General features: G+C 57.9%; 18 protein-coding genes and 1 riboswitch. Of the genes, 7 read left to right on the forward strand and 11 right to left on the reverse strand.

The window, feature by feature from the left end:
* Positions 1–154: 154 nt before the first annotated feature.
* From KCG46_RS00485 to KCG46_RS00510, 7 genes are all read right to left on the reverse strand, one after another.
* Positions 155–817 carry a hypothetical protein gene (locus tag KCG46_RS00485; RefSeq protein ID WP_218403420.1) on the reverse strand — a complete coding sequence of 221 codons (663 nt, stop codon included), beginning with the start codon at positions 815–817 and terminating at the stop codon, positions 155–157.
* A gap of 101 nt (positions 818–918) precedes the next feature.
* Positions 919–1,419, reverse strand: a complete 501-nt coding sequence (locus KCG46_RS00490) for a hypothetical protein (protein WP_218403421.1) — start codon at positions 1,417–1,419, stop codon at positions 919–921.
* Positions 1,420–1,776: 357 nt separating this feature from the next.
* A complete protein-coding gene (locus KCG46_RS00495) occupies positions 1,777–2,046 on the reverse strand; it encodes a hypothetical protein (protein WP_218403422.1) in 270 nt (89 codons plus the stop codon).
* Between the two features lie 51 nt (positions 2,047–2,097).
* Positions 2,098–2,229 (reverse strand): hypothetical protein, encoded by a 132-nt coding sequence (locus KCG46_RS12535; RefSeq protein WP_255551688.1) that lies wholly within the window; start codon positions 2,227–2,229, stop codon positions 2,098–2,100.
* Entirely contained in the window at positions 2,230–4,140 is a 1,911-nt protein-coding gene (gene thiC, locus KCG46_RS00500; RefSeq protein ID WP_218403423.1) for a phosphomethylpyrimidine synthase ThiC, read from the reverse strand.
* A 48-nt stretch (positions 4,141–4,188) separates the two neighbouring features.
* A riboswitch (TPP riboswitch) is annotated at positions 4,189–4,297 on the reverse strand.
* A gap of 53 nt (positions 4,298–4,350) precedes the next feature.
* Positions 4,351–5,829 (reverse strand): serine hydrolase domain-containing protein, encoded by a 1,479-nt coding sequence (locus tag KCG46_RS00505; protein WP_218403424.1) that lies wholly within the window; start codon positions 5,827–5,829, stop codon positions 4,351–4,353.
* A gap of 120 nt (positions 5,830–5,949) precedes the next feature.
* Positions 5,950–6,549 (reverse strand): thiamine biosynthesis protein ThiC, encoded by a 600-nt coding sequence (locus KCG46_RS00510; protein WP_218403425.1) that lies wholly within the window; start codon positions 6,547–6,549, stop codon positions 5,950–5,952.
* A 163-nt stretch (positions 6,550–6,712) separates the two neighbouring features.
* Between KCG46_RS00510 and KCG46_RS00515 the strand changes: the two genes are divergently transcribed.
* Positions 6,713–7,366 (forward strand): hypothetical protein, encoded by a 654-nt coding sequence (locus KCG46_RS00515; RefSeq protein WP_218403426.1) that lies wholly within the window; start codon positions 6,713–6,715, stop codon positions 7,364–7,366.
* Between the two features lie 61 nt (positions 7,367–7,427).
* On the opposite strand, the gene KCG46_RS00520 is transcribed toward KCG46_RS00515, so the two are convergent.
* Positions 7,428–8,528 (reverse strand): glycoside hydrolase family 5 protein, encoded by a 1,101-nt coding sequence (locus tag KCG46_RS00520; RefSeq protein ID WP_255551689.1) that lies wholly within the window; start codon positions 8,526–8,528, stop codon positions 7,428–7,430.
* 685 nt (positions 8,529–9,213) lie between these two features.
* Here KCG46_RS00520 and KCG46_RS00525 point away from each other — a divergent pair.
* From KCG46_RS00525 to KCG46_RS00535, 3 genes are all read left to right on the forward strand, one after another.
* Positions 9,214–9,876, forward strand: a complete 663-nt coding sequence (locus KCG46_RS00525; protein WP_218403427.1) for a hypothetical protein — start codon at positions 9,214–9,216, stop codon at positions 9,874–9,876.
* A gap of 18 nt (positions 9,877–9,894) precedes the next feature.
* On the forward strand, positions 9,895–10,530 hold the full coding sequence (locus KCG46_RS00530) for an SOS response-associated peptidase family protein (RefSeq protein WP_218403428.1): 636 nt from the start codon (positions 9,895–9,897) through the stop codon (positions 10,528–10,530).
* Positions 10,531–10,806: 276 nt separating this feature from the next.
* Complete coding sequence (locus tag KCG46_RS00535) at positions 10,807–12,396, forward strand: hypothetical protein (RefSeq protein ID WP_218403429.1); 1,590 nt, start codon at positions 10,807–10,809, stop codon at positions 12,394–12,396.
* 41 nt (positions 12,397–12,437) lie between these two features.
* Here KCG46_RS00535 and KCG46_RS00540 read toward each other — a convergent pair whose 3' ends face one another.
* Together KCG46_RS00540 and KCG46_RS00545 are read right to left on the reverse strand one after the other, a co-directional pair.
* Positions 12,438–13,373, reverse strand: coding sequence for an MBL fold metallo-hydrolase (locus tag KCG46_RS00540; protein ID WP_218403430.1), 936 nt, complete (start codon positions 13,371–13,373; stop codon positions 12,438–12,440).
* Entirely contained in the window at positions 13,370–14,650 is a 1,281-nt protein-coding gene (locus KCG46_RS00545; protein WP_255551690.1) for a metal-dependent hydrolase family protein, read from the reverse strand. The genes KCG46_RS00540 and KCG46_RS00545 overlap by 4 nt, the downstream gene beginning before the upstream one ends.
* Positions 14,651–14,802: 152 nt before the next feature.
* Between KCG46_RS00545 and KCG46_RS00550 the strand changes: the two genes are divergently transcribed.
* Both KCG46_RS00550 and KCG46_RS00555 read left to right on the forward strand, forming a co-directional pair.
* Positions 14,803–16,884 (forward strand): S9 family peptidase, encoded by a 2,082-nt coding sequence (locus KCG46_RS00550; protein WP_218403432.1) that lies wholly within the window; start codon positions 14,803–14,805, stop codon positions 16,882–16,884.
* Positions 16,885–17,005: 121 nt separating this feature from the next.
* Positions 17,006–17,722 (forward strand): hypothetical protein, encoded by a 717-nt coding sequence (locus KCG46_RS00555; RefSeq protein ID WP_218403433.1) that lies wholly within the window; start codon positions 17,006–17,008, stop codon positions 17,720–17,722.
* A 29-nt stretch (positions 17,723–17,751) separates the two neighbouring features.
* Here KCG46_RS00555 and KCG46_RS00560 read toward each other — a convergent pair whose 3' ends face one another.
* The gene (locus tag KCG46_RS00560) at positions 17,752–18,729 is read right to left on the reverse strand and encodes a MipA/OmpV family protein (RefSeq protein WP_255551691.1); all 978 of its coding nucleotides are present in this window, start codon (positions 18,727–18,729) and stop codon (positions 17,752–17,754) included.
* Positions 18,730–18,920: 191 nt separating this feature from the next.
* On the opposite strand from KCG46_RS00560, the gene crtY reads away from it, so the two are divergent.
* Positions 18,921–20,165, forward strand: coding sequence for a lycopene beta-cyclase CrtY (crtY, locus tag KCG46_RS00565; protein WP_218403435.1), 1,245 nt, complete (start codon positions 18,921–18,923; stop codon positions 20,163–20,165).
* The last annotated feature ends 63 nt before the right edge of the window (positions 20,166–20,228 follow it).

The raw sequence follows: 20,228 nt of genomic DNA on the forward strand, positions 1-20,228 counted from the left end.
TATCTCTTACATGCCCTTGGCGCTATTTCGCGGCAATTGTGGAACGCCCCCAAAAACACCAACGCCCGCCAATAGGACTATCTCCTATCGCGGGCGCAGTGTGTGTTCGCTTTAGCCGCACCCTCACACAGGCACGGCAAAACTCGAGCAATCTTTAGTCGAACAGGTTGTTGTCGACCACGGTTGTTCCGTCAGCCGCGAGGATTGCGAAGCCGTCATCCTGCATGTCGTTCGATTTCAGGCGGCCTTCATAGCCGACGCGGTATTGGAAGGATGAACCGACGCCTTCGAATGACACGGTGGTCCATGCGTAGCTGCTGAACTTTTCCGCGAGCGCAGCGTCGTTATCGGCCATAAACTGCGCGATGGGTGCCGGGTCCACTTCGGAAAGCGGGATCAGGTAGTCTTCCAGATTGAAGTCTTCCGGATCGCCGGAAACGGACATTTCAACGGGGTCCGGGCCGCTGAACATCTTGGTGTATCCATTGTAGGAAAGGCCCACCAGTTTGCGGGGGTCTTCGGGGTCTTGGTAGAAGATGTTGCAAACCTCTACGCCGCCCGCTTCGATTGTCTCGTCCCCGTCAACATCGGTTCCGGCGCTGAACATCGTGCTGATCTCGGACACTTTGGCATCCGCGTCCAGCTTGTCTTTCGCGGCTTGGAAACACACGTCATGCCCATCGGCGATGTTCATCTCACCCGCGCCCGCAGCGTTGGCAAGGTCGCCGGCCAGATCCTGCGCCTGATCACAAGCCGCAAGGCCCAGCGAAAGCGTGGATACGAGAAGTACGGAACGAATAGATTTGGATTGTAGCAAAATAGCCCCCCTAGAATTAGATGCGCGCCGCCTGTCAGCGCGCGAAAGGGCCTTGTTGGTTGTTGCGTTAATCGCAAGTGAATGCTGCGCGCATGGTCGCCTTAACCTGCAGGACCCTCGACCGCCTCATCCGTCGCATTTCCCCCGCGACCCTCCACCGGCACCGGTTTTGTCGAGCATCGGCCTAGCGCTTCGAAATAGAGCTGGAATGCCTGCGCGTCCCCCTCCAGCGCCTTTCGCAGCAAGGTTTCCGCCTCATCCGATGCCTCACGAGCGAGTGCGGGGACCATCACATTCATGGTGAAAAATTCAGCCGCGTTGATGGACTGGCGCAGGCGCAGCTGCTCCGTAAGCGCCGCATACGCCTCTGGCGGGAAAGCGCCATCATCCACCGCATCAGCGTGCAGCCTCCACCGGCCAACGCAGCGCGATGCAGCCTTGCGATCAAAAACATATGGGGACCGCTCTTCGCCCGCTGCAAAATGTGCGGCCGCCGATTGCCAGTCTGGCGTGCTGCGATTGGTGGAACTGCACGCGCCCAAAGAAGCGCTTAAGACAAGTGCCGCGCTGGCAAATGATCTGTGCTTGATCCAGTTAATCAATGCCCTTCACTCCTCTTGCAACTAGAGCGGCTCGCGCTTCTTCTTCCCGCCGCGAGCGTTTCAACAAATCCGCTCCTCATAAACGCGGCAACCACTCCTCGCCATAGTCGTCGTAGTAATACACCTCGTCCAGCCGCCACGCACGCCGCGGCTTGAAGACGAAGTTGTACTCTGAGGCGAAATCAAAAGCGCCGGTGTGGTGCAGCTGTACGATCCATTCGCCGTTCTCAAACTTCTCGAAAACAATCTCTGACCGTTCTCGACCGAAATCGCTTCCGAAGACTAGAGGTTGGCGCTGCTTTCTTCATTCGCAATACAGATTGATCAAGCGACGATGGCGCTAGGTTGGCCGCCGAACTATACGCTCGGCGCTGCCATTCTTGAAAAGCGCGTGGCATTCGTGTCCGGCTTTCCACTCTCCTCGTAGGTTTCGGAGCGGTAGAACGTGCCGTCCTCTTCCAGCAGCATACTGAACGCAACATTATGGTCTGTGCGGGGATCGGGAAGGTTCATTGCCGAGACGAATTCAAACGTCATGGCCCCGTTGCGGTCGCGCCTTTTGAGTTCAAGAAGCGGCTGGTTGCCGATTGAGCAGTAATGAAGCGCGACGAGCTTCCCTTCATCCATGCTACAAAGTGTCAGCGCAGTTATGCCGTTATGGAACAGCCATTACTCCACCTAAACAGTGTCGTTCGAGGCCATGCGGAATGACACCTCGACCCGATTGCCTTCTTCATTGGTGCCAATCCAAGAGCCCACTAGCTTTTTTAGATCGAGCGATGCCGCTTCGTGATTGACTGAGACCGGCATTTAATCGGTCCGGTCCGCGACTTCGGCCTCATCCAAGTAAAGCTTCTCGCCTTTCTCCTTATAGACGCGGCTCATCTCTTCCATGCCTTTGATTGCGGCTTGGCGGCTGGCTTCAGCGGTGTCCGCGCCCAGTTTTTCTGCGGCGAGGAAGGTTTCAGGGCTTTCGTTCTGCTTCGCGGCAAAGTCCCGCACTTCCTGACTGATCTGCATCGAGCAGAATTTCGGCCCGCACATGGAGCAGAAATGCGCGGTCTTTGCGCCTTCCGCTGGCAAGGTCTGGTCGTGGAATTCCTCGGCGGTTTCTGGATCGAGCGACAGGTTAAACTGATCGCGCCAGCGGAATTCAAAGCGGGCTTTTGACAGCGCATCATCGCGCACCTGCGCGGCGGGGTGCCCTTTGGCCAGATCAGCTGCATGCGCGGCGAGTTTGTATGTCACCACGCCCACTTTCACATCGTCGCGGTCGGGCAGGCCAAGGTGTTCTTTCGGCGTGACGTAGCAAAGCATCGCCGTGCCGTACCAGCCGATCTGCGCCGCGCCGATGCCGCTGGTGATGTGGTCATATCCTGGGGCAATGTCTGTGACGAGCGGGCCGAGTGTGTAGAACGGCGCTTCGCCGCAGACTTGAAGCTGTTTCTCCATGTTCTCTTTGATCTTGTGCATCGGGACATGGCCCGGCCCCTCGATCATCACCTGCACGTCCTGCTCCCACGCGCGGTGGGTCAGCTCGCCTAGGGTGTAGAGCTCTGAGAATTGCGCTTCGTCATTGGCATCCGCGATGGAGCCCGGACGCAAGCCATCGCCGAGTGAATAGGCGATGTCATAGGCTTTCATGATCTCGGTGATGTCATCGAAATGTTCGTAGAGGAACGATTCCTTGTGATGCGCGAGACACCATTTCGCCATGATGCTGCCGCCGCGTGATACGATGCCGGTGACGCGTTTCGCCGCCATCGGCACGTATGCAAGGCGCACCCCTGCGTGGATGGTGAAGTAATCGACGCCCTGCTCGGCTTGCTCGATAAGCGTGTCGCGGAACACTTCCCATGTCAGGTCTTCGGCGACGCCGCCGACCTTCTCCAGCGCCTGATAAATCGGCACGGTGCCGACCGGCACGGCGGCGTTGCGGATGATCCATTCGCGGGTGTCGTGGATGTTGCGACCCGTGGAAAGGTCCATGATCGTATCCGCGCCCCAGCGGGTTGCCCAGACCATCTTGTCGACTTCGGTCGCAACATCGGAAGCGACGGCAGAATTGCCGATATTGGCGTTGATCTTGACCAGGAAATTGCGCCCGATCGCCATCGGTTCGCTTTCAGGGTGGTTGATGTTGTTGGGAATGATCGCACGGCCGCGCGCAACCTCGTCCCGCACAAATTCCGGCGTGATCACATCGGGAATTTCCGCGCCAAAGCTTTCGCCGCTGCGAACGAAATCCTTGGCCAGTTCGCGGCCCAGATTCTCACGCTCGGCAACGTATTCCATTTCAGGCGTGATGATGCCTTTGCGGGCATAGTGCATCTGGGAGACGTTCATGCCCGCCTTTGCGCGCAGCGGGTTTTTAATCGTGTTCGGGAATTGCGGGACACCGCCGCTGCGGTCCGGGCCAAGCTGGCCGTTGTCTTCGGGTTTCACTTCGCGCGCGGCATATTCCTCAACATCGTCGCGCGATCTGATCCAGTCGCTGCGCATTTCGGCAAGGCCGGCATTGATGTCGATGTTGACTGCGCTGTCGGTGTAGGGGCCGGAGGTGTCGTAAACCCGCACCGGAGCCTCATCGCCCTCAAGATCAATCTCGCGCATCGCCACGCGAACGCCGCTGCCGGTGCGCGCGCCAACGTGAACCTTGCGGCTGCCACGAATGGGCCCAGTTGTTACGCCGATTTCTACGGGGGAATTGATGTCGGCCATGTCGCAGTCTCTCCTAGTGGCGGAGCGCGGACTTCTGGCGTGTCAGTGACAAGTCGGCCAGCCGCTCCCTCCGCCGATGTTAGTCGGTTCAGGTTCAACGGGTCAGGCGGTGCTTATCCCGCCCCTCTCAGCCAAGCTGGCTCCCCGGGGATGGAGATTGTCTAGGCGTTAATCCGAGTCGGGTCCAGCATCCGGTTTGTTAGCGGCCCTCTATCCATCAACTAGCTTCACCAAGCGAATTTCACCTTCAACGCTGAGCGCATTGACACGGCCGTTTCCATCGCGCTCAAGTTCGAAATTCAATCCCTTTGTCACAAAGAACCTTGAGGCTGTCTGAGGAAGAAAGCGTGACCGGTCTACCAATGCACCCTCGATCCACAATCGCTCCCCCTCACGCGTCACTACCGCCACTGGCTCGGCATCCGGATCGAAAGCATAGCGGCCCACAGCAGAGGCTAGCTCTTCTTCGTTCAACGCGGCAATTGATCGCTCTTGATAGGCGTCCTGTCGCCATCCGTATATGTCACCAAGTCCGCTGAGAATTTCCCGGATGAGCGCGCCACCGCTGTCCGAATTTGTGAGCACGACAACACTCATGCGCCCATCTGCGTAGTTGATCCAACGCGCGCTATAGCCCGGATTGTGGCCACTATGGACAAACGCCACTCCATCGCCAGGATCATTCAGGCCGAAACCAAGCCCCGCGTCATTGGCACTATCAGGGACCATCTGTCTTGCCAGAGGCGCTTCGAGTATGAAATTGCCCGATTTGCGCGCACGCGCAACCAACGATCCAAGTGTCAAAAGCTCTTTTGGCGTTGTCCAAAGCCCAGCTGCAGCCAATTCCGGATAGCTGAGCATATTGCCGTTCATCGAGCTGGCACTATCGCCGCGATGTCCGATTGCGATATTCGTGTCAGTGGCGGGATAATCAAAATTGCTCCGTGTCATACCAGCCGGATGAAACAGCCGGCCTTCAACAACGTCTGAGAACTTTTGCCCGATCGCATCCTCTATCGCGAGTTGGAGCACGGTGTAGCCGCCGCCTGAATAGCGGTATCGGGCACCAGGCAACTGATCGACGATTACCGGCTTCGTATTGGCAGGGGGCGCTCCGCCCAGAATTTGCGGCAGCGTGGGAATTACGTCGCCCGGTTTGTACCCCCTGAACCCGTGGATCGTCGTGCCTGCCCTGTGTGACATTAGATGGCGCAGTGTAACGGGCTGTTTCCGGGTAAGATCATTGTCCGGGATCTGCCAACGCTTGAGAACGCTGTTGACGGGGGCATCAAGAGTTAAAAGGCCATCCTGTACCAACGCCAGTCCCGTAAGGCTCGCGACCGGCTTTGACAAAGACGCCGCCTGAAAAAGTGTTTCGGTGTCTATCGGCCTACCGTCGTTCTTGTCGGCAACACCATATGCTTTCGCCCAGGCTAGTTTACCGTCAATCGCAACCGCGATGCTTACTCCCGGTACGTTGTGGTATTCCATACGTTCTTCGAGTGACCAGACAGTCGGGTCTTCGCCCGCAATGCCATATGCTGGCCGAAGACCGGCTTCCAATTCGGCGATTTTATCTTGGTGCCCCGCATCTCGCGGCATTTGCGGGTCACTCTGAGCGAAGGTAACCGGCGCCCCCAATTGCAGAGCGCCGAAGACTGCGATGATAAAGACGGAAACCTTGCGCATTGAAGCCCCTTCGAGGTCCAAACGCCTCCAAGAGCATTACTGACTACAGCTGTAGTCGGAGTCAAGACGCTCTCGGAACGCGTGCCGATGTGCGTTGCTGTTGCGCTGCCCGGATACCTGTCAGTCTTCGCGAACGGCGCTCATCAGGCACACCGCGAGCAGCACAGTCGCCAGCACACCCGATCCGCCCGCAAGCGGTAGCTCGCCGGAGAAATCGCGGCCCAATGCCATCGACAATGCGTTGGTGATGAAGGCGACCGCGCCAACCAGTGCGGTCAATCCGCCCAGTGCTTTCGCGCCGTCATTCAGCTTCGCCATGCCAAAGACGATTGCGGCGAGTGCCAGCAGCACCTTTGCCGCGTTGTAGACCATGAAGGAAAAGGCGACGACGGCATCCTTTGCCGGAACGAACGTTTCGACTTCACCTGCTAAAGCGAAAAACGGGCCAAACATAGTCAGGCCTACGCCGACTTGAACAATATTAAGCACGGAGGCGAAAGCGATCGCTGCCCAGCCCAAGTGCTGGCTCTTCGCCTGAACCATCGCCGAACCGGCAAAGGCCGCTAACACGACAAACAGGAAGCCTTCGATGCCCCAAAGAAGCTGACGCGGAACATACATCTCGTTGGCGTAGAGCGCAGTGTAGATCGCCTGCGTCACGGCAGCGATCAGAAGAAGCGCAGCAACAATCTGCGCCGTGCGTTTAAGCGTAAAGTCCATCTTGGGTGCCCCTGTTTTGACCCGATAACAGAGCGTATACGCAGCAAAAGCACCGATGGTTACAACAATCGCAATACAAACTGCTCGCATGGCGAGGTGCAACGGCTTGCTTGTCCGACCGGTCAGCCTAGGGTCGAGGGCCTGACTGCCAATGGGGGGCAATATGAACAGCGATAGCGTCAACGGCTTACAAAAACTCGGCATCAAACTGGAAGACAGTCTCGATGCGATGCTCGCCCAGATAATGGCGGTCGATGAAGACGTGTTTCATGAAACTATCCGCCAATTGTTGGAAAGTGAGATCAAGGCGCTTGGCGAGATGCCCGAGTATCACGATCTGGATGACAGTTTGGCGACGGCGTCTGCGAAGCTTACCTTCGAAAAAAGGATGGCCGAGATAAAGCATGGAACGGAAGTTTCGATCTATTCGGCAAAAGCTGCGTTCCACAATGCCAAGCTCGCCTGGGAACTCGCGCGCAAGACCTACACCGACGAACAGGCCAGCATGCAGGCCGATCTCGATTACAGCGACCGGATGACCACGGTATCATACAAAGAGAATTTCGACGAGGATTCAAGGGCGGGTATTCGCGCGCTTGTTGCACAATTGCGGATCGATCACATCAGTGGGCGCAGCACCCAAGCCGCTGGTACAGCATCAGCCCATGCTGCTCTAGGTTCACAAGCGGGCGATCTGATCGATGCGTATAGGACGCTCCTAGACGTCACCCGCGAAATCGAACTATCCCGAATGGAAAACGAAGCCACCGCCTTCAGGGATTACTGGCAGAGCGTAGAAGTGGCCTTGGATGGCTAGTTCAATTCCACCCGAGGCTAAGACGCGGATCACGGATATCCGACGTTAGAGAGCGATTTGCCTAAAGACCGATCGCGTCGAGCAGGTTTTGATGCCACACGCCGGTGTTCTGATCGCGGAAAGCAAAGCTGTTGGTGTAGCCCCATATGCATCCGTCTACGTCTGCGCCGCGAAAAGCGGTGGAGACTGCGCGGTAATAGCTCTCCCGCTGGTCCATCGGGATCGGGTCGTATGCTCCGTATTCGCCCATAAATACCGGTATGCCGGTCGATGTCATGAAGTCGCGCGCTTTCTGAACCGCGCCCTCCAGCTCTTGCTGATCGGCGGCGCTGCCATATGTCACGCCGGTCGGGCGGACGGGCGTGACCCATGGCGCGCCCTGATGCGTGAAGGGAAACGGATCGTAGAAATGAAACGTCGCGATCAGATACGGATCATTGGGCAGCGGCAGCGTCGCTAGCGAGTTGATCCCGCTGTAGTTCTGGCCGCCGACCACGACCGGCCGCGTCGGGTTGGTCGCGCGGACCTCTGCCAGAGCAGGCTCCAGAATGGATAGCAGGTTTGCATCGTCAATCTGGTTGTGCGGTTCATTCAGAAGCTCGAACCAGACCATATCGTCTGCACCCTGAAACCGCTCAGCCACCTGTTTCCAGATCGCGGCAAAGCGCTCTTTCTCCGCATCGGGATTTTCAAAGATCGCATCGTAATGATGATCGTTGAGGATGACGCGGAGCCCGGCGGCGCGCGCCTGGCCCACAACATCTTCCACGCGCTGCATCCACGCCGCATCGATTGTGTAAGGCGGCGTGGCAGACGCTTTATTCGACCAGCGTACCGGCAGACGGATTGTTTCAAAACCCACGGCGGCAATGTCGGCGAAATCGGTGTCGGTGATTGCCCTGCCCCAGTCACCCTCGGTCGGGTTGGCCTCAAGATGATTGGCCATATTCACGCATGCCCCGATCCGCGCATCTGCCTGCGTCAGGAGAGACTGCGAAGGGGTGGGAGTGGGTGTTGGTGACGGGCTCGGGCTCGGGCTCGGGCTGGGAGCTGGCGCACTAATCGCGCCTCCGCCGGAAGCCGCAGAACCGCCCCCGCATGAAACCAGAACCGCCGCCATAGCCAGCGGCATTGCGATTGATCGCAGACGATTATTGTGCATCGACTCTCTCCCAGTTGGCCATCGCAAACCCAAATTGACAATGACTATGACAACGTTGACAAAATTCTGTCCGAAACTCAAGCGGCATTCGTATTCACGGTTTCGCCTCGCCGTTCGACAATCATCTATTGCGCGAAACTCGCATTGAAAGAAGCCGAATCACCCACCTCGATGCGAAAGGTAAGTCCGTCCGAAGAACATCAGAAACCTACATTCCGACTGTCAGATTTATAACCAATATTCAAAGTACGAACCGCGATTACGTTACGGCATAAAGGGCTTAGAGGTCGATTCCTGATTCAACCAAATAATTGCATCAGAGGTGTTTTCAAAATCACCAAAGACGTGGTATTACCGTTAGGTAAGTAAACAGTGGGACAGTTTACTACTTTTAACCCTTAGTGGGGGGCACGCCGTGTAATATCGGCATATTGGTACGATGCGAGCGAATGGTAAGCTCGTTATACAATTGTACCGTTGGTCTTTGATAAATTGGCATAAAATTCGCTGTTTTTGGCGACGCCAACGATGATCTGACAGACAACACCGAATGTTGTCTGCCAGACGAGACTTGCACTGGATTAAACTAACCGAGGGAGAGCAAATGACTTTGCGTCATTCGTTTGTCTGACCTCGAAACAGGATCAAAAAAATAGAGCAAAATTGATTAGTACGGAGAGTTGTCATGCAGACGAACGACACAGAAACACTTATGGTCACCCTGATCATTGTTCTTGTCTTGGCCATCTTTGTGATGGGCACTCTGCTGATTATATTGGCTGCCACCCGAAAAAAATCGGGGGTCGATAAACAGACCCTTCGTGATCAGATTTTGGAAGGGAACGATAGCCAGTCGTTTCAAGCGCCTGGCACTTATCGGAGGCCGCAGCATCCGGTCGTGGTCGGCCTCGTCTCAAATACGATTTTTGCGCTCATCGTTGCCATCGTTGTATTTTTGTCGACATGGAAAGCAATCGACGAGCACGGCCATAGCCCTCTTGAATACTTCATCTGCGATTTCCTTTCGCTCGAATTGAGCATGTGCGCTGTCGATAATGCTGGTTCTGTTTCCCCGCCGATCATTGTGATTGAACGACCAGAAAAGCCTCAGCAGGCGCCGGAACGCCTTGAGGAGATGCCTTCGGAACAATCTGATGGCCTCTTGCAAGACAGCTGGCCGCCTCTTCCGGTTGCACCTCCGCTTCCCCAACCGATTATGCCCGACACCTACCTTGATAGTCCGGACCCAGATGCGGATTATGAAGTCCCGTTCTACGAGCACGGTTACACGACACCGACAGACGAAGACTGCGGTCCAATCGACTTTGATCCAAAGCGCGACCGATAAGCGAGCTATTGAGACGTCATGACCACCCTTTACCGCCTCGATTGCCCCGCTTCTGCGATCGCGTCCCGCTTAGGTGCGCGGCTGGGCGATGACCCGTGGGCTGGTGGATATGTCGCGCCGCTGAAATTCGCGCCGGTTGTTACGGCGGGGCGCGAATTTATCGCGGGGCCGCGACCGGCTGGAGGCAGATTGCAACCGCGCATTACGCCGCGCCTCTGGGGTGTCGCCCCTCCCCCGAATTCCGATGATCCAACGCGGCGTATCGCGACGGTACGCAATCACGATAGCCCGTTCTGGATCGGTAATCTGCGCAACAGCGAGTTTCGCTGCCTCATCCCCGCGACGCGCGTGATGTTGTGGGGCAGCGGAACGGATTACGAAGGGCGCAGGCTCAAACACTGGTTTGCTCCCGCCGATCAGCCGATCTTTGCGATGGCGGGCGTGTGGAAAGACGAAGACGTGCCCGGTTTTGCAATCCTGACACAGGACGCGCGCGGCGCGGCGAAGGACGCGGGGTGCAAGGCGATGCCGGTGATCCTGCCCGATCACGAAGGCGCGCGGCAATTCTGGCTTCACGGAGGATGGCATAAAGCGCGCAGCCTGATTGAGCGGCCGCAACCGCCGGTTGCTGAACTGAAAACCGGCTTCGGCTGAGTTTGTGCGGCTGATCAGCGATTTCATCGCCAGCTGAAATTACAACGCTTTTCAGACCCAATTACAACGTTGGTTGCAACGCTGGCTACAACGCTTTGCAATTATCGATGATCGGGCAGGGATGGTGTCTTGCCGGTAAGGTGCGGCCTGTTTGCGTTTCGCAGACGGGTCGACCTTACTGACCAAGCACTCCCTTACCGGCCTGAACAAGTGCCCGCCTGGCGCTGTCCCTGCACAAGACAAGACATCAACTTTGCACGACAGGACACCAAACCGATGAAAAAGACATTTCTGCTTTCGACCGCAGCCGTAGCCACTCTGACCGCGCTGACGATGCAACCGGCCCCGGCAATGGCCGAGGATTGCGTACTCGACACCGATGATGATGGCATTGCCGATGGCACTGGTGGAGCTAACAGCAATGGCGAGGACACGTCTCTTGCTTGCGGAACCAATGCGAATGCTTCTGGCTTAGGGTCGACCGCCGTGGGTGCGAATACAGTTGCAGGTGGGGAAAGCGCTATCGCTATTGGCATAAATGCTCAAAGTCCAGGTAACCGCAATGTGGTCATTGGAGCCAATGCACGCGTGGACAATGCCACTTCAGCGGTGGTGATTGGGGATAGGGCCTTTGCTCGGCTAACTGGATCGGTTGCTATCGGTGTATTTGCGGAAGCCCGAGGCACGCGGTCGATCGCGATCGGAGAAGCTGCAGAAGCACGCGGCACAAGAGCAATCGCGCTGGGCGACAGATCAAACGCAAATGCTCAGAACAGCCTCGCATTTGGCAATTTTGCCAATTCTACCGGAGTGAACGCTATTGCGCTTGGTGCAAATAGTGGCGCGACTGCCGATGGTGCCATGGCGCTAGGAAGCCGTGCGAGCGCTTCAGGAGAAAATGCCACTGCCTTCGGGGCGAACGCCGATGCCTCAGCCATTCGCGCGATGGCGATTGGGGATGGAGCGAGCGCCTCGGCGGACAATGCGGCCGCGTTCGGAGTGAACTCCAATGCGTTCGGCTTCGCCTCAATGGCGCTGGGCCGCAACACGATTGCCTCGGGCACCAACGCGCTGGCGCTGGGCAGCAACGCTCAGGTGCTGGCGCAGAACGCTACCGCCATTGGATCGGGCGCGATTGTTCGCGGTAATGAAGGCACGGCTGTGGGTATCAACAGCTCGGTCACCAATCTTCGGGGTACCGCTGTGGGTCAGTCCGCAACCGCGGGCAACACCGCCACCGCCGTCGGCCGCAATTCGGCGGCTACCGGCTTTGAATCGAGCGCGGTGGGCGCTGATGCGGTTGCCGCGCAGGCCGGATCGACCGCGATTGGTAAGGGCGCGACCACTACAGCAGCCAATCAGGTCACCATTGGCGGCACCGGCAGCGCGGTGCGGATCGGCGATGTCGAAGCCTCAACTGCTGCACAGGTCGGCCCGGTGCAGGCCGTGACGGTCGACAGCAACGGGGTGCTAGGCAGGCAAACGGTCGCCACGGCTGCTTCGGTCGCCAATGTCCGCGTCTCGATGAATGCGCTGTCGGCAGTCACCGATGCGCAGTTCAACTCGCTTTCAAACAATGTGATGGCGCTTGATGGGCGGCTTTCGTCGATCGAGTTCGATCTGCAAGACGTCGATCAACGGCTGACCGGCGGGATCGCGGCGGCGGCCGCGCTTGGCAGCGCGATTGCGATGCCTGGCAAGGACTTCGTGCTCGCGGGGAACGTCGCAACCTATGGCGGCGAACAGGGCTATGCGCTGACATTTGTGGGCCGCGCCAGCGACTCCCTCGCTTTTACCGCCGGGGTCGCCGGGAACAGCGGAGAGGGCGATGTGATCGCGCAGGCCGGCTTCGCACTCGGATTCTAGGCGAAGCGGGGGCGGCGCCGTGCGCTGCCCCCCCCTCCCGGTCAATCAGACAAACACATGCGCATTCCGCGACGTGCGACGTTAAACCCGCGCGCTTTCACTTGCTTGCTTTCGGCGCTGGCAGGGTCGCGGATCGGATTGGTGTGGTTATAATGGATGAAATGCACCTTGGCGCGCTCACTCTTCGGTAGATCTGCCAGCTGTTCCATCGTGCCGGTGACGCGGGGATGCGGGATCGCGCCCATATCGCGGCCCTTCAGCTCGCTATCGTCCCAGAATGTCGCGTCGATAAAGGCGTAGTCTACGCGGCTCATCAAGTCCTCGAGCGTCTCGCCATTCAATTCGGCGAACTCATCCCAGCTATCCAGATCGGGAACATAAAGCGCGCGCTTGTCCGGCGTCGAAATGAAGAAGCCGACCGTTTCGGAATACTCATCGCGGTGCGGGACGGTGATCGGGAAAACACCGAATTCGTTGGAGATAACGGTCAGACTGCCCTCCTCAATCTCGGTAATCGCTATGTTCCGTGCGCTTACCAACTGGTCCCACGGCCCGTTCTCACGAAGGAATTTGGCCATGCGCGGCATGGCATAGACAGGCACGCCGCTCGTGTTGGCAGCCTCCCTCCCGAGATACGCAAGGCCCAGATAATGGCCGATATGCGCATGGGTCAGAAAAACACCATCTAGGCGAAGGCCCGGCTCGCGTGGCTTGGTTCGATCTGTACGTGTGGCCTCTTCGAGATAGGCCATCTGCCGCGTGATATGCGGGGTCGCATCGAACAGGAACCGCTGGTCATTCTCACGGTCAATCAGCCCGAGCGAACTCGGATACAAATAAGGGTAATTGTCGCCGAAATTGCCGATCTGCGGCGCGCCAGCATCCTGCCCCGCGCCCAGCACCACAATCTCGCGCGCGCAGGCCTCTGGCGCGCTTACGGATAGTGCAAGCGCGCCTAGCGTCGATGCAAGGCTCACTCGATAACCCGTCCGCGAACCATCACGAAATCGACATCTTCCAGCACAGTCACATCGGTAAGCGGGTTGCCATCGACAGCGATGATATCCGCTGAATAGCCCGCAGCGATACGTCCGATCTCGGTTTCAAGCCCGAGGATTTCGGCGGCAACCGTGGTCGCGCTGGCGAGCGCCTGACGGTCGCTCATGCCGCCCGCTTTCATCAGGGCAAACTCGCCTGCATTTTCACCGTGTGGGAACACGCCTGCATCGGTGCCGAATGCGACCTTCACATCGTATTCGATTGCGCGTTCGACGATGGTTCCGGCAAAGGTCGCCACCGCGCGGATCTTGTCCTCAACCACCGGCGTGTAGAACCCTTTGCCAAGGTTCTTCTTGATCCCTTCAAACGCCATCAGAGTCGGGACAAGCGTGGTGCCATTGGCATTCATCGCGCGCGCCGCGGCTTCATCGATATAAGTGCCATGCTCGATTGTGTGGACCCCTGCGCGGGCAGCGGCTTCGATACCGCGAGCGCCGTGCGCATGCGCCGCGACTTTCAGACCGAGCGTTTCGGCGGTGTCGACAATCGATTTCATTTCCTCATCGGTGAAGTGCGCCTCTAGCCCGCGCCCCTGCTGTGACAGCACGCCGCCGGTCGCCGTGATCTTGATAAGGTCAGCGCCGTATTTTGACGCGGTGCGCACTTTCTCGGAGCATTCAATCGGGCCGGTGCAGGAGAAGTCCGATCCAATCGCGTCGTTCACATGCTTGTTAAAACCGTTCGTGTCGCCGTGGCCGCCGACAATCGCGATGGTGCGCGCGCTGGTGACGATGCGCGGCCCGGCGACAACGCCGCTTTCTGTGGCACGCCGCAGGCTTTGTGTGACTTGGTCCGTGCGCGAGCCAAGATCGCGAACCGTTGTAAAACCGGCCAGCGCGGTAATTCGCGCGTTCTTTGCAGCAATCAGCGTGTACCATTCGGGCGGATTGGTCGCCGCCCGCCAGAATTCGCCTGAGGGATCACCGGACAAGTGCGTATGCAGGTCGATTAGACCGGGCAGAACTGTCTTGTCACTGAGGTCAATCTCCCGATCAACGACAGACTCGCTTGCCCCTTCAAAGATGGCAACCACCTTGCCATCCTCGATCAGAATGGTTGCTGGCCCGGTCGGCTCGCTGTTCGCATCCACGATCACACTGCCCGCGCGAACGGCAATCGTCTCAGCATTGGCCGGTGCGCCAGACATCGCAAGTGCAGCGATCGCGGGAACCGCAAGTTTCGTGAGGACTTTCATTTGTATCATCTCCCTTTGCCGCACTTGATGACGCGCAAGTCAGCGCAGCACAAGCACGAAGGGCGATGAGATAGTGTCACGTAGCGTTTGCCATCCGCCAGCCGTTCGTTATGACTCAGCGTAAGAATCGACCAACAAGGGACAACTTTTTCATGATCCGTAAGATCGCTAGGCCGTTCGCCCTCTCCACTGTTCTGCTCGCGGGCGCATCGCTCGCCGCGACCGCACAGGCCCGCCCGATGACGCCGGAAGACGTCGCCAAGCTGGAAAGCGTTGGCGCGATGGCGATCTCTCCCGATGGCACCCGCATCGCCTTCACAACGTCCAGCCTGCCCGATGTGACCGAAGGCGAGAAGAACGGCAGCTTCCAGTCCGAATTGAAAGTCACCACCGGCCCCGATGCAGCGCAGGCTTACCTGCCCGAAGACATCAGCCCGGGCGGCGTATCATTCTCGCCCGACGGCTCGATGGTCACGTTCCTTTGGTCGAAGGGCAAGGAAGACCGCGCGGTATGGGGCGTTCCTGTTGGCGGCGGCACCTATCGCAAACTCGCTGCTGTCGAAGACACCGGCGTTCGCTCGTATGAATTCAGCCCTGACGGCAGCATGGTTTATATGCTGACAGGCGCAGGTGAAGACAAACAACGCACCACCCAGAGCAAGGCCGGCTTTAACGCCCGCATTTACGAAGAAGAATTCCGTCCAGCCCGTATGTTTGCCGCGAAAGTCGGTATGGAAGTAGATGAAAGCCCAAGCGAAATCGCTATTCCGGGCTATGTCAGCGCATTTGACGTTGCGCCGGACGGCACCTTTGCCACGATCGACACCACGCCCAGCCCGCTGGTCGATGACAGCTACACCAGCAAACGTGTGAACATTCTTGATCTGGCCACTGGCAACATCCGCGCCGTGGTTGAGACCCCGGGTAAAATCGGCGATGTCGAGATTTCGCCTGACGGTTCGCAACTCTCGCTTATCGCAGGCGTTGATATGAACGATCCGGCGGCGACGACACTGCACCTTGTCGACACGGCAACCGGCGCCTTCCGTGCTTTGAATGCTGGCGCTGCCGAAGCAGCAGTGGACGCTGAATGGTTGGCCGATGGCCGCCTCGCCAGCGTCATCCATGTCGGCGCGCAATCGAAACTGCGCATTTACAATGCGGACGGCACCGTCGCTGATGAACAGGACCCAGGATCGCTGATCCTGACCCGCGTTGAATCAGCCGCTGGCAAGATTGCCGTCGCAGCAAATTCGCCCAAGCATCCAACCGAAATGTTCGTTTGGAACAACGGGACGTTCGATCGCTGGACGAACCACAATGCTTGGCTGTCAGAGATCGATTTTGGTGAACAGCGCACCTACACCTACACCGCGACCGACGGTCAGCAGGTCGAAGGCATTCTGATCCTGCCAGTGGGCGGCGTTCCATCAGGCGGCGCACCGACCATTATGAATGTCCATGGCGGCCCCGAAGCGCATGACAGCAATGGCTGGAACACAGCCTATTCCAAACCCGGTCAAGTCGCAGCAGGTCAAGGATACGCCGTGTTCCTGCCGAACTATCGCGGATCAACCGGATACGGCGTCGATTTCGCGAAACAGCATCAGGGCCGCTACACCGACCCTGAATTCCGCGACATTGTCGATGCGAAGAAGGCGCTCGCTGCAGACGGCATCACCGACGCAGACCGCACCGGCATCACCGGCGGTTCTTACGGCGGCTATGCCAGCGCATGGGGCGCGACATATTACTCGGATGAGTATGCAGCCGCCGTCATGTCAGTGGGCATTTCCAATCAGGTATCGAAGTTCGGCACCGGCGACATTCCGTATGAAATGTACAACGTGCACAGCCGCAAGTGGCCGTGGGACGATTGGCTTGCGATGCTGAAAGTTTCGCCGATCTATCACGTCGACAAATCGAACACGCCGATCCTGATCCTGCACGGTGAAGAAGACACCCGCGTCGATCCGGGCCAGAGCCTTGAGCTGTATCGTTCATTGAAAGTGCGCAAGCCGGACGTGCCTGCGCGTCTCGTATTCTATCCGGGCGAAGGCCACGGCAACCGCCTTGCCGCCGGTCGTTATGACTTTAACCTGCGCATGATGGAATGGTTCGACACCTATCTGAAGACGGGTGATCGCCGCGCAGAAATGCCGGATACGCGCCCACAACTGGCTGAAGGTGCCAAAGGCGCAACGGCGAAAGACGAGGATGACAGTGAGGATTGATCCCGCGCTTCATCGAACGAATTGAAAAAGGGCCGCGCGGGCACAATCCGCGCGGCCCTTTTTCGCTTTGCTTTCAATGCCAAAATCGCGCTATTGTTTGACCAACAGACAAGGGGCTACCATGATTTTGAATCGCATTCGTATCGCAGCGTTGGCGCTTTTCGCCGCAATCTTGGCGACCTTCCATCTGCCAGCGATGGCTCAGGATAATGTCGATCCGTACGAAGAAATGTACGCGGCCATCCAGTCGGGCGTTGATCAGGATGTTGTGATTGAAAACGCATTGGAGGCCATCCGAAATCAATACGCTCAGATACCTGACTTCATAACACTCGAAGCGCAAAGCCCTGGTCTCATCAACGATTATGTTGACGCAATCAGCCCGGTTCTGATGAAATCGATGACACGCTCAAACGCGGAAATGAAGGTCAGTATGATCGCGTTGCTACGCAGCGAGTTTACGCCTGAGGGCGCTTTGGAAGTGGCTGCGCATTACCGCACCGATGCGATGCAGCGTTTGATGGGCAATGTCTCTCGCAACTTCTCTCCGGATAACACTTTGTCCGGCATCGAAACCGACGCACCGGTGACTGAAACGCAGATTAATCGGGACATCAATCTTGCTGCGACGCGGGGGGCCTTGGCACTCTCTGCAGCTGACAGAGCAGAGATCACCCGAAAGATGGCAGCCAGCCCGACGCTGCGGAAATTTGAGATGATGACACCCAAGATTGTTGCTGTCCGGACAGAGCAGGAAAACAAGCCGTTGCTGGCTTCCGAAGAGGCCGAATTGGAAAAGATTGCCGAAGAATTCTTCGTAAAGCGGTTCGGTGGCTAGGGCATGCGGTTTAACTGCGGGCGCTTTTTTTAGAACGTGTAGCCGATCCCGATGCCGCTGATGAACTGGCTGGCGCTGCCGCGCTCCGCCGTGAACGGCGTATCGGCGGCATCACCCATCAAACGCGAAAACCCGCCAACCATATAGACGTTGAAACCGCCGTTGAGCACATCGTTATCGAGATCAACGGTCGCAATTGCCGTCACGCCAAGGCTGTTAAGCCCGCCATCAGCGTTGAACTGCGGCAATCCGGTCGCGGTGCTTTGCGCAGGTGTGACCGAGTAATAATAGTCAGCAAAGCTATCATCGACAAAGCTGGCGCTGCCAATGAACTGGACTGCAGCGCCGCGCCCCAGCGGGGTGAAATATGATATGCCCGGCTCGATCAGCATACCGTCATGCGCGCCAAGCACATCCCAGCGGACAGCGGCAGACAGACCAACGCGGTCAAACCGGTTGAGAACTCCGGGAAAGCTTACGCCGCCCTGCACGCCCACTTCGAGAGCGGTATCAAGGTCACCGGCAAGCTCAACAACCGGATCCTTAATCTGGCCGTTGCGGTCGCCGCGAATGCGGAAAGTCGGGCCAAAGGACAGGCTGGTTTCGGGCGGGCCTGCGGCTGGCGCCTTTGACAATACATCAAGATTGAAACCGGGGCCATTGGGAGAGATGCCAATGCCGCCAACCCGGCCGACAATCAAAGGCAGCGGGATCACGACATAATCATCGGAGCCGGAATAGCTCGGCGTAAGACCGGCCCCTGCACCAATGGTAAGCCAGGTATCATCGAAAACGCTATTGGCGAATGCACCGGGAGGCGGTCCGCCCGATGTGACACCCTCTGGAGGGCCGCCTGCATTCTGTGGTCGGCCATCTTGCTCCGAACCCTCCGCCGCTGCATCATCGGCGCCATCATCGCTCGGATCGTCAGCCAGAGCAGGCGCGGAAAATGCCAGAGCGCCCGCGAAAGCGATTGCATGGATTGGCTGCGAGGGGAGATGTTTCATGTTCATATGCCGATCTTGAATTGTGCTACACTTACTATTGCTGAACGTGAAAGTTTCCCGAATTGCGTCAAACACTTGGTTTTCTGGGATTAGCGCGAAACGGCCGGACGATTCGAGCGCAATCAAGAATCTTCCTTACCGCTCGGTCTTCCATTGCCCCGCGTGGGCCTGTGGACTAGGGCAAAGCCCGCATGGAAAGTTCAAGCCGCGATACCGAAGCAGATACCGCCACCCCTGTCGCATATGATGTGGCGATTGTCGGAGGCGGACTTTCCGGCGGATTGATCGCGCTTGCCCTGCATCAGGCGCGCCCCGAATTTCGCATTGCTCTGATTGAGGGGGGCAAAACGCTCGGCGGCAACCACCGCTGGAGCTGGTTTTCAAGCGATCTATCAGAGGCGGGTCGAGCGCTCCTATCGACCTTCCGCAAAGAAGGCTGGGATGACGGGTACGAGGTTCGTTTCCCCAAATACAGGCGCAAGCTCAAGACCGGATATCGGTCGCTATCCTCGACCAATTTTCACGAACGACTTTCCCGCGCGCTGCCTGAAGGCACTATGCATATGGGTTGCCGCGCAATGTCTATCGATGCGCGCGGCGTCGATTTGGAAGACGGTTTGCGGATCACGGCCCGGACAGTCATCGATTGCCGCACGTTCTCAAGCAGCAAACATTTGAACGGCGGATGGCAGGTTTTCCTTGGCCGCCATGTAAAGCTGGAACAGGCGCACTCGATCGAACGACCCGTGATCATGGATGCGACCGTCGATCAGGTCGCGCCGCACGGAAACGGCGGGGCATACCGGTTCGTCTACGTCCTGCCGCTGGGTGCGCATGATGTGTTTGTCGAAGACACGTATTACGCCGATGATCCTCAGCTGGATCGCGGCGCTCTATCAGCGCGGATCGATCAATATTGCCACCAGAACGGCTGGCAGGATGGGACGCCTGTGGGGCACGAAAGCGGTGTGTTGCCCGTTCTCACCGGAGGAAACTTCGCCGCTTATCAGGATGAGGTCCGCATCGAAGGGGTCGCCATCGCCGGGGCTCGCGGCGGGTTTGTCCACCCTCTCACCAGTTATACGATGCCGATGGCGGTCGAAAACGCGCTGGCCATTGCGGCAGAGGCCGATCTGCCGGGTGCACAGCTTGCCGCCATTATGGAGGCGCGTGCGAAAACCCATTGGCGCAGAACCGGTTATTACCGCTTGCTGGGAAGATTTCTTTTCTTCGCGGCGAAACCAGAGAAGCGCGTAAACGTATTCCAAAGGTTCTACAGTCTTCGCGAAGGGCTGATCGAGCGGTTCTATACAGGCAAGTCTACGGCATTTGACCGTCTGCGCGTCCTGTGGGGTGATCCGCCCGTATCTATCCCGCGCGCAATCACTGCGATGTTTAAGCGGGGCAAGCCCCTGAAACCGGAGAAAACGGCATGAATGCCCCGATAACGCCAGACGCTAAACTTGATCTTGGCCTGTCCACCACCGGAGGCAAGGGGA

Source organism: Erythrobacter crassostreae (genome assembly GCF_019204045.1).
GTDB classification, from domain to species: Bacteria; Pseudomonadota; Alphaproteobacteria; order Sphingomonadales; family Sphingomonadaceae; genus Erythrobacter; species Erythrobacter crassostreae.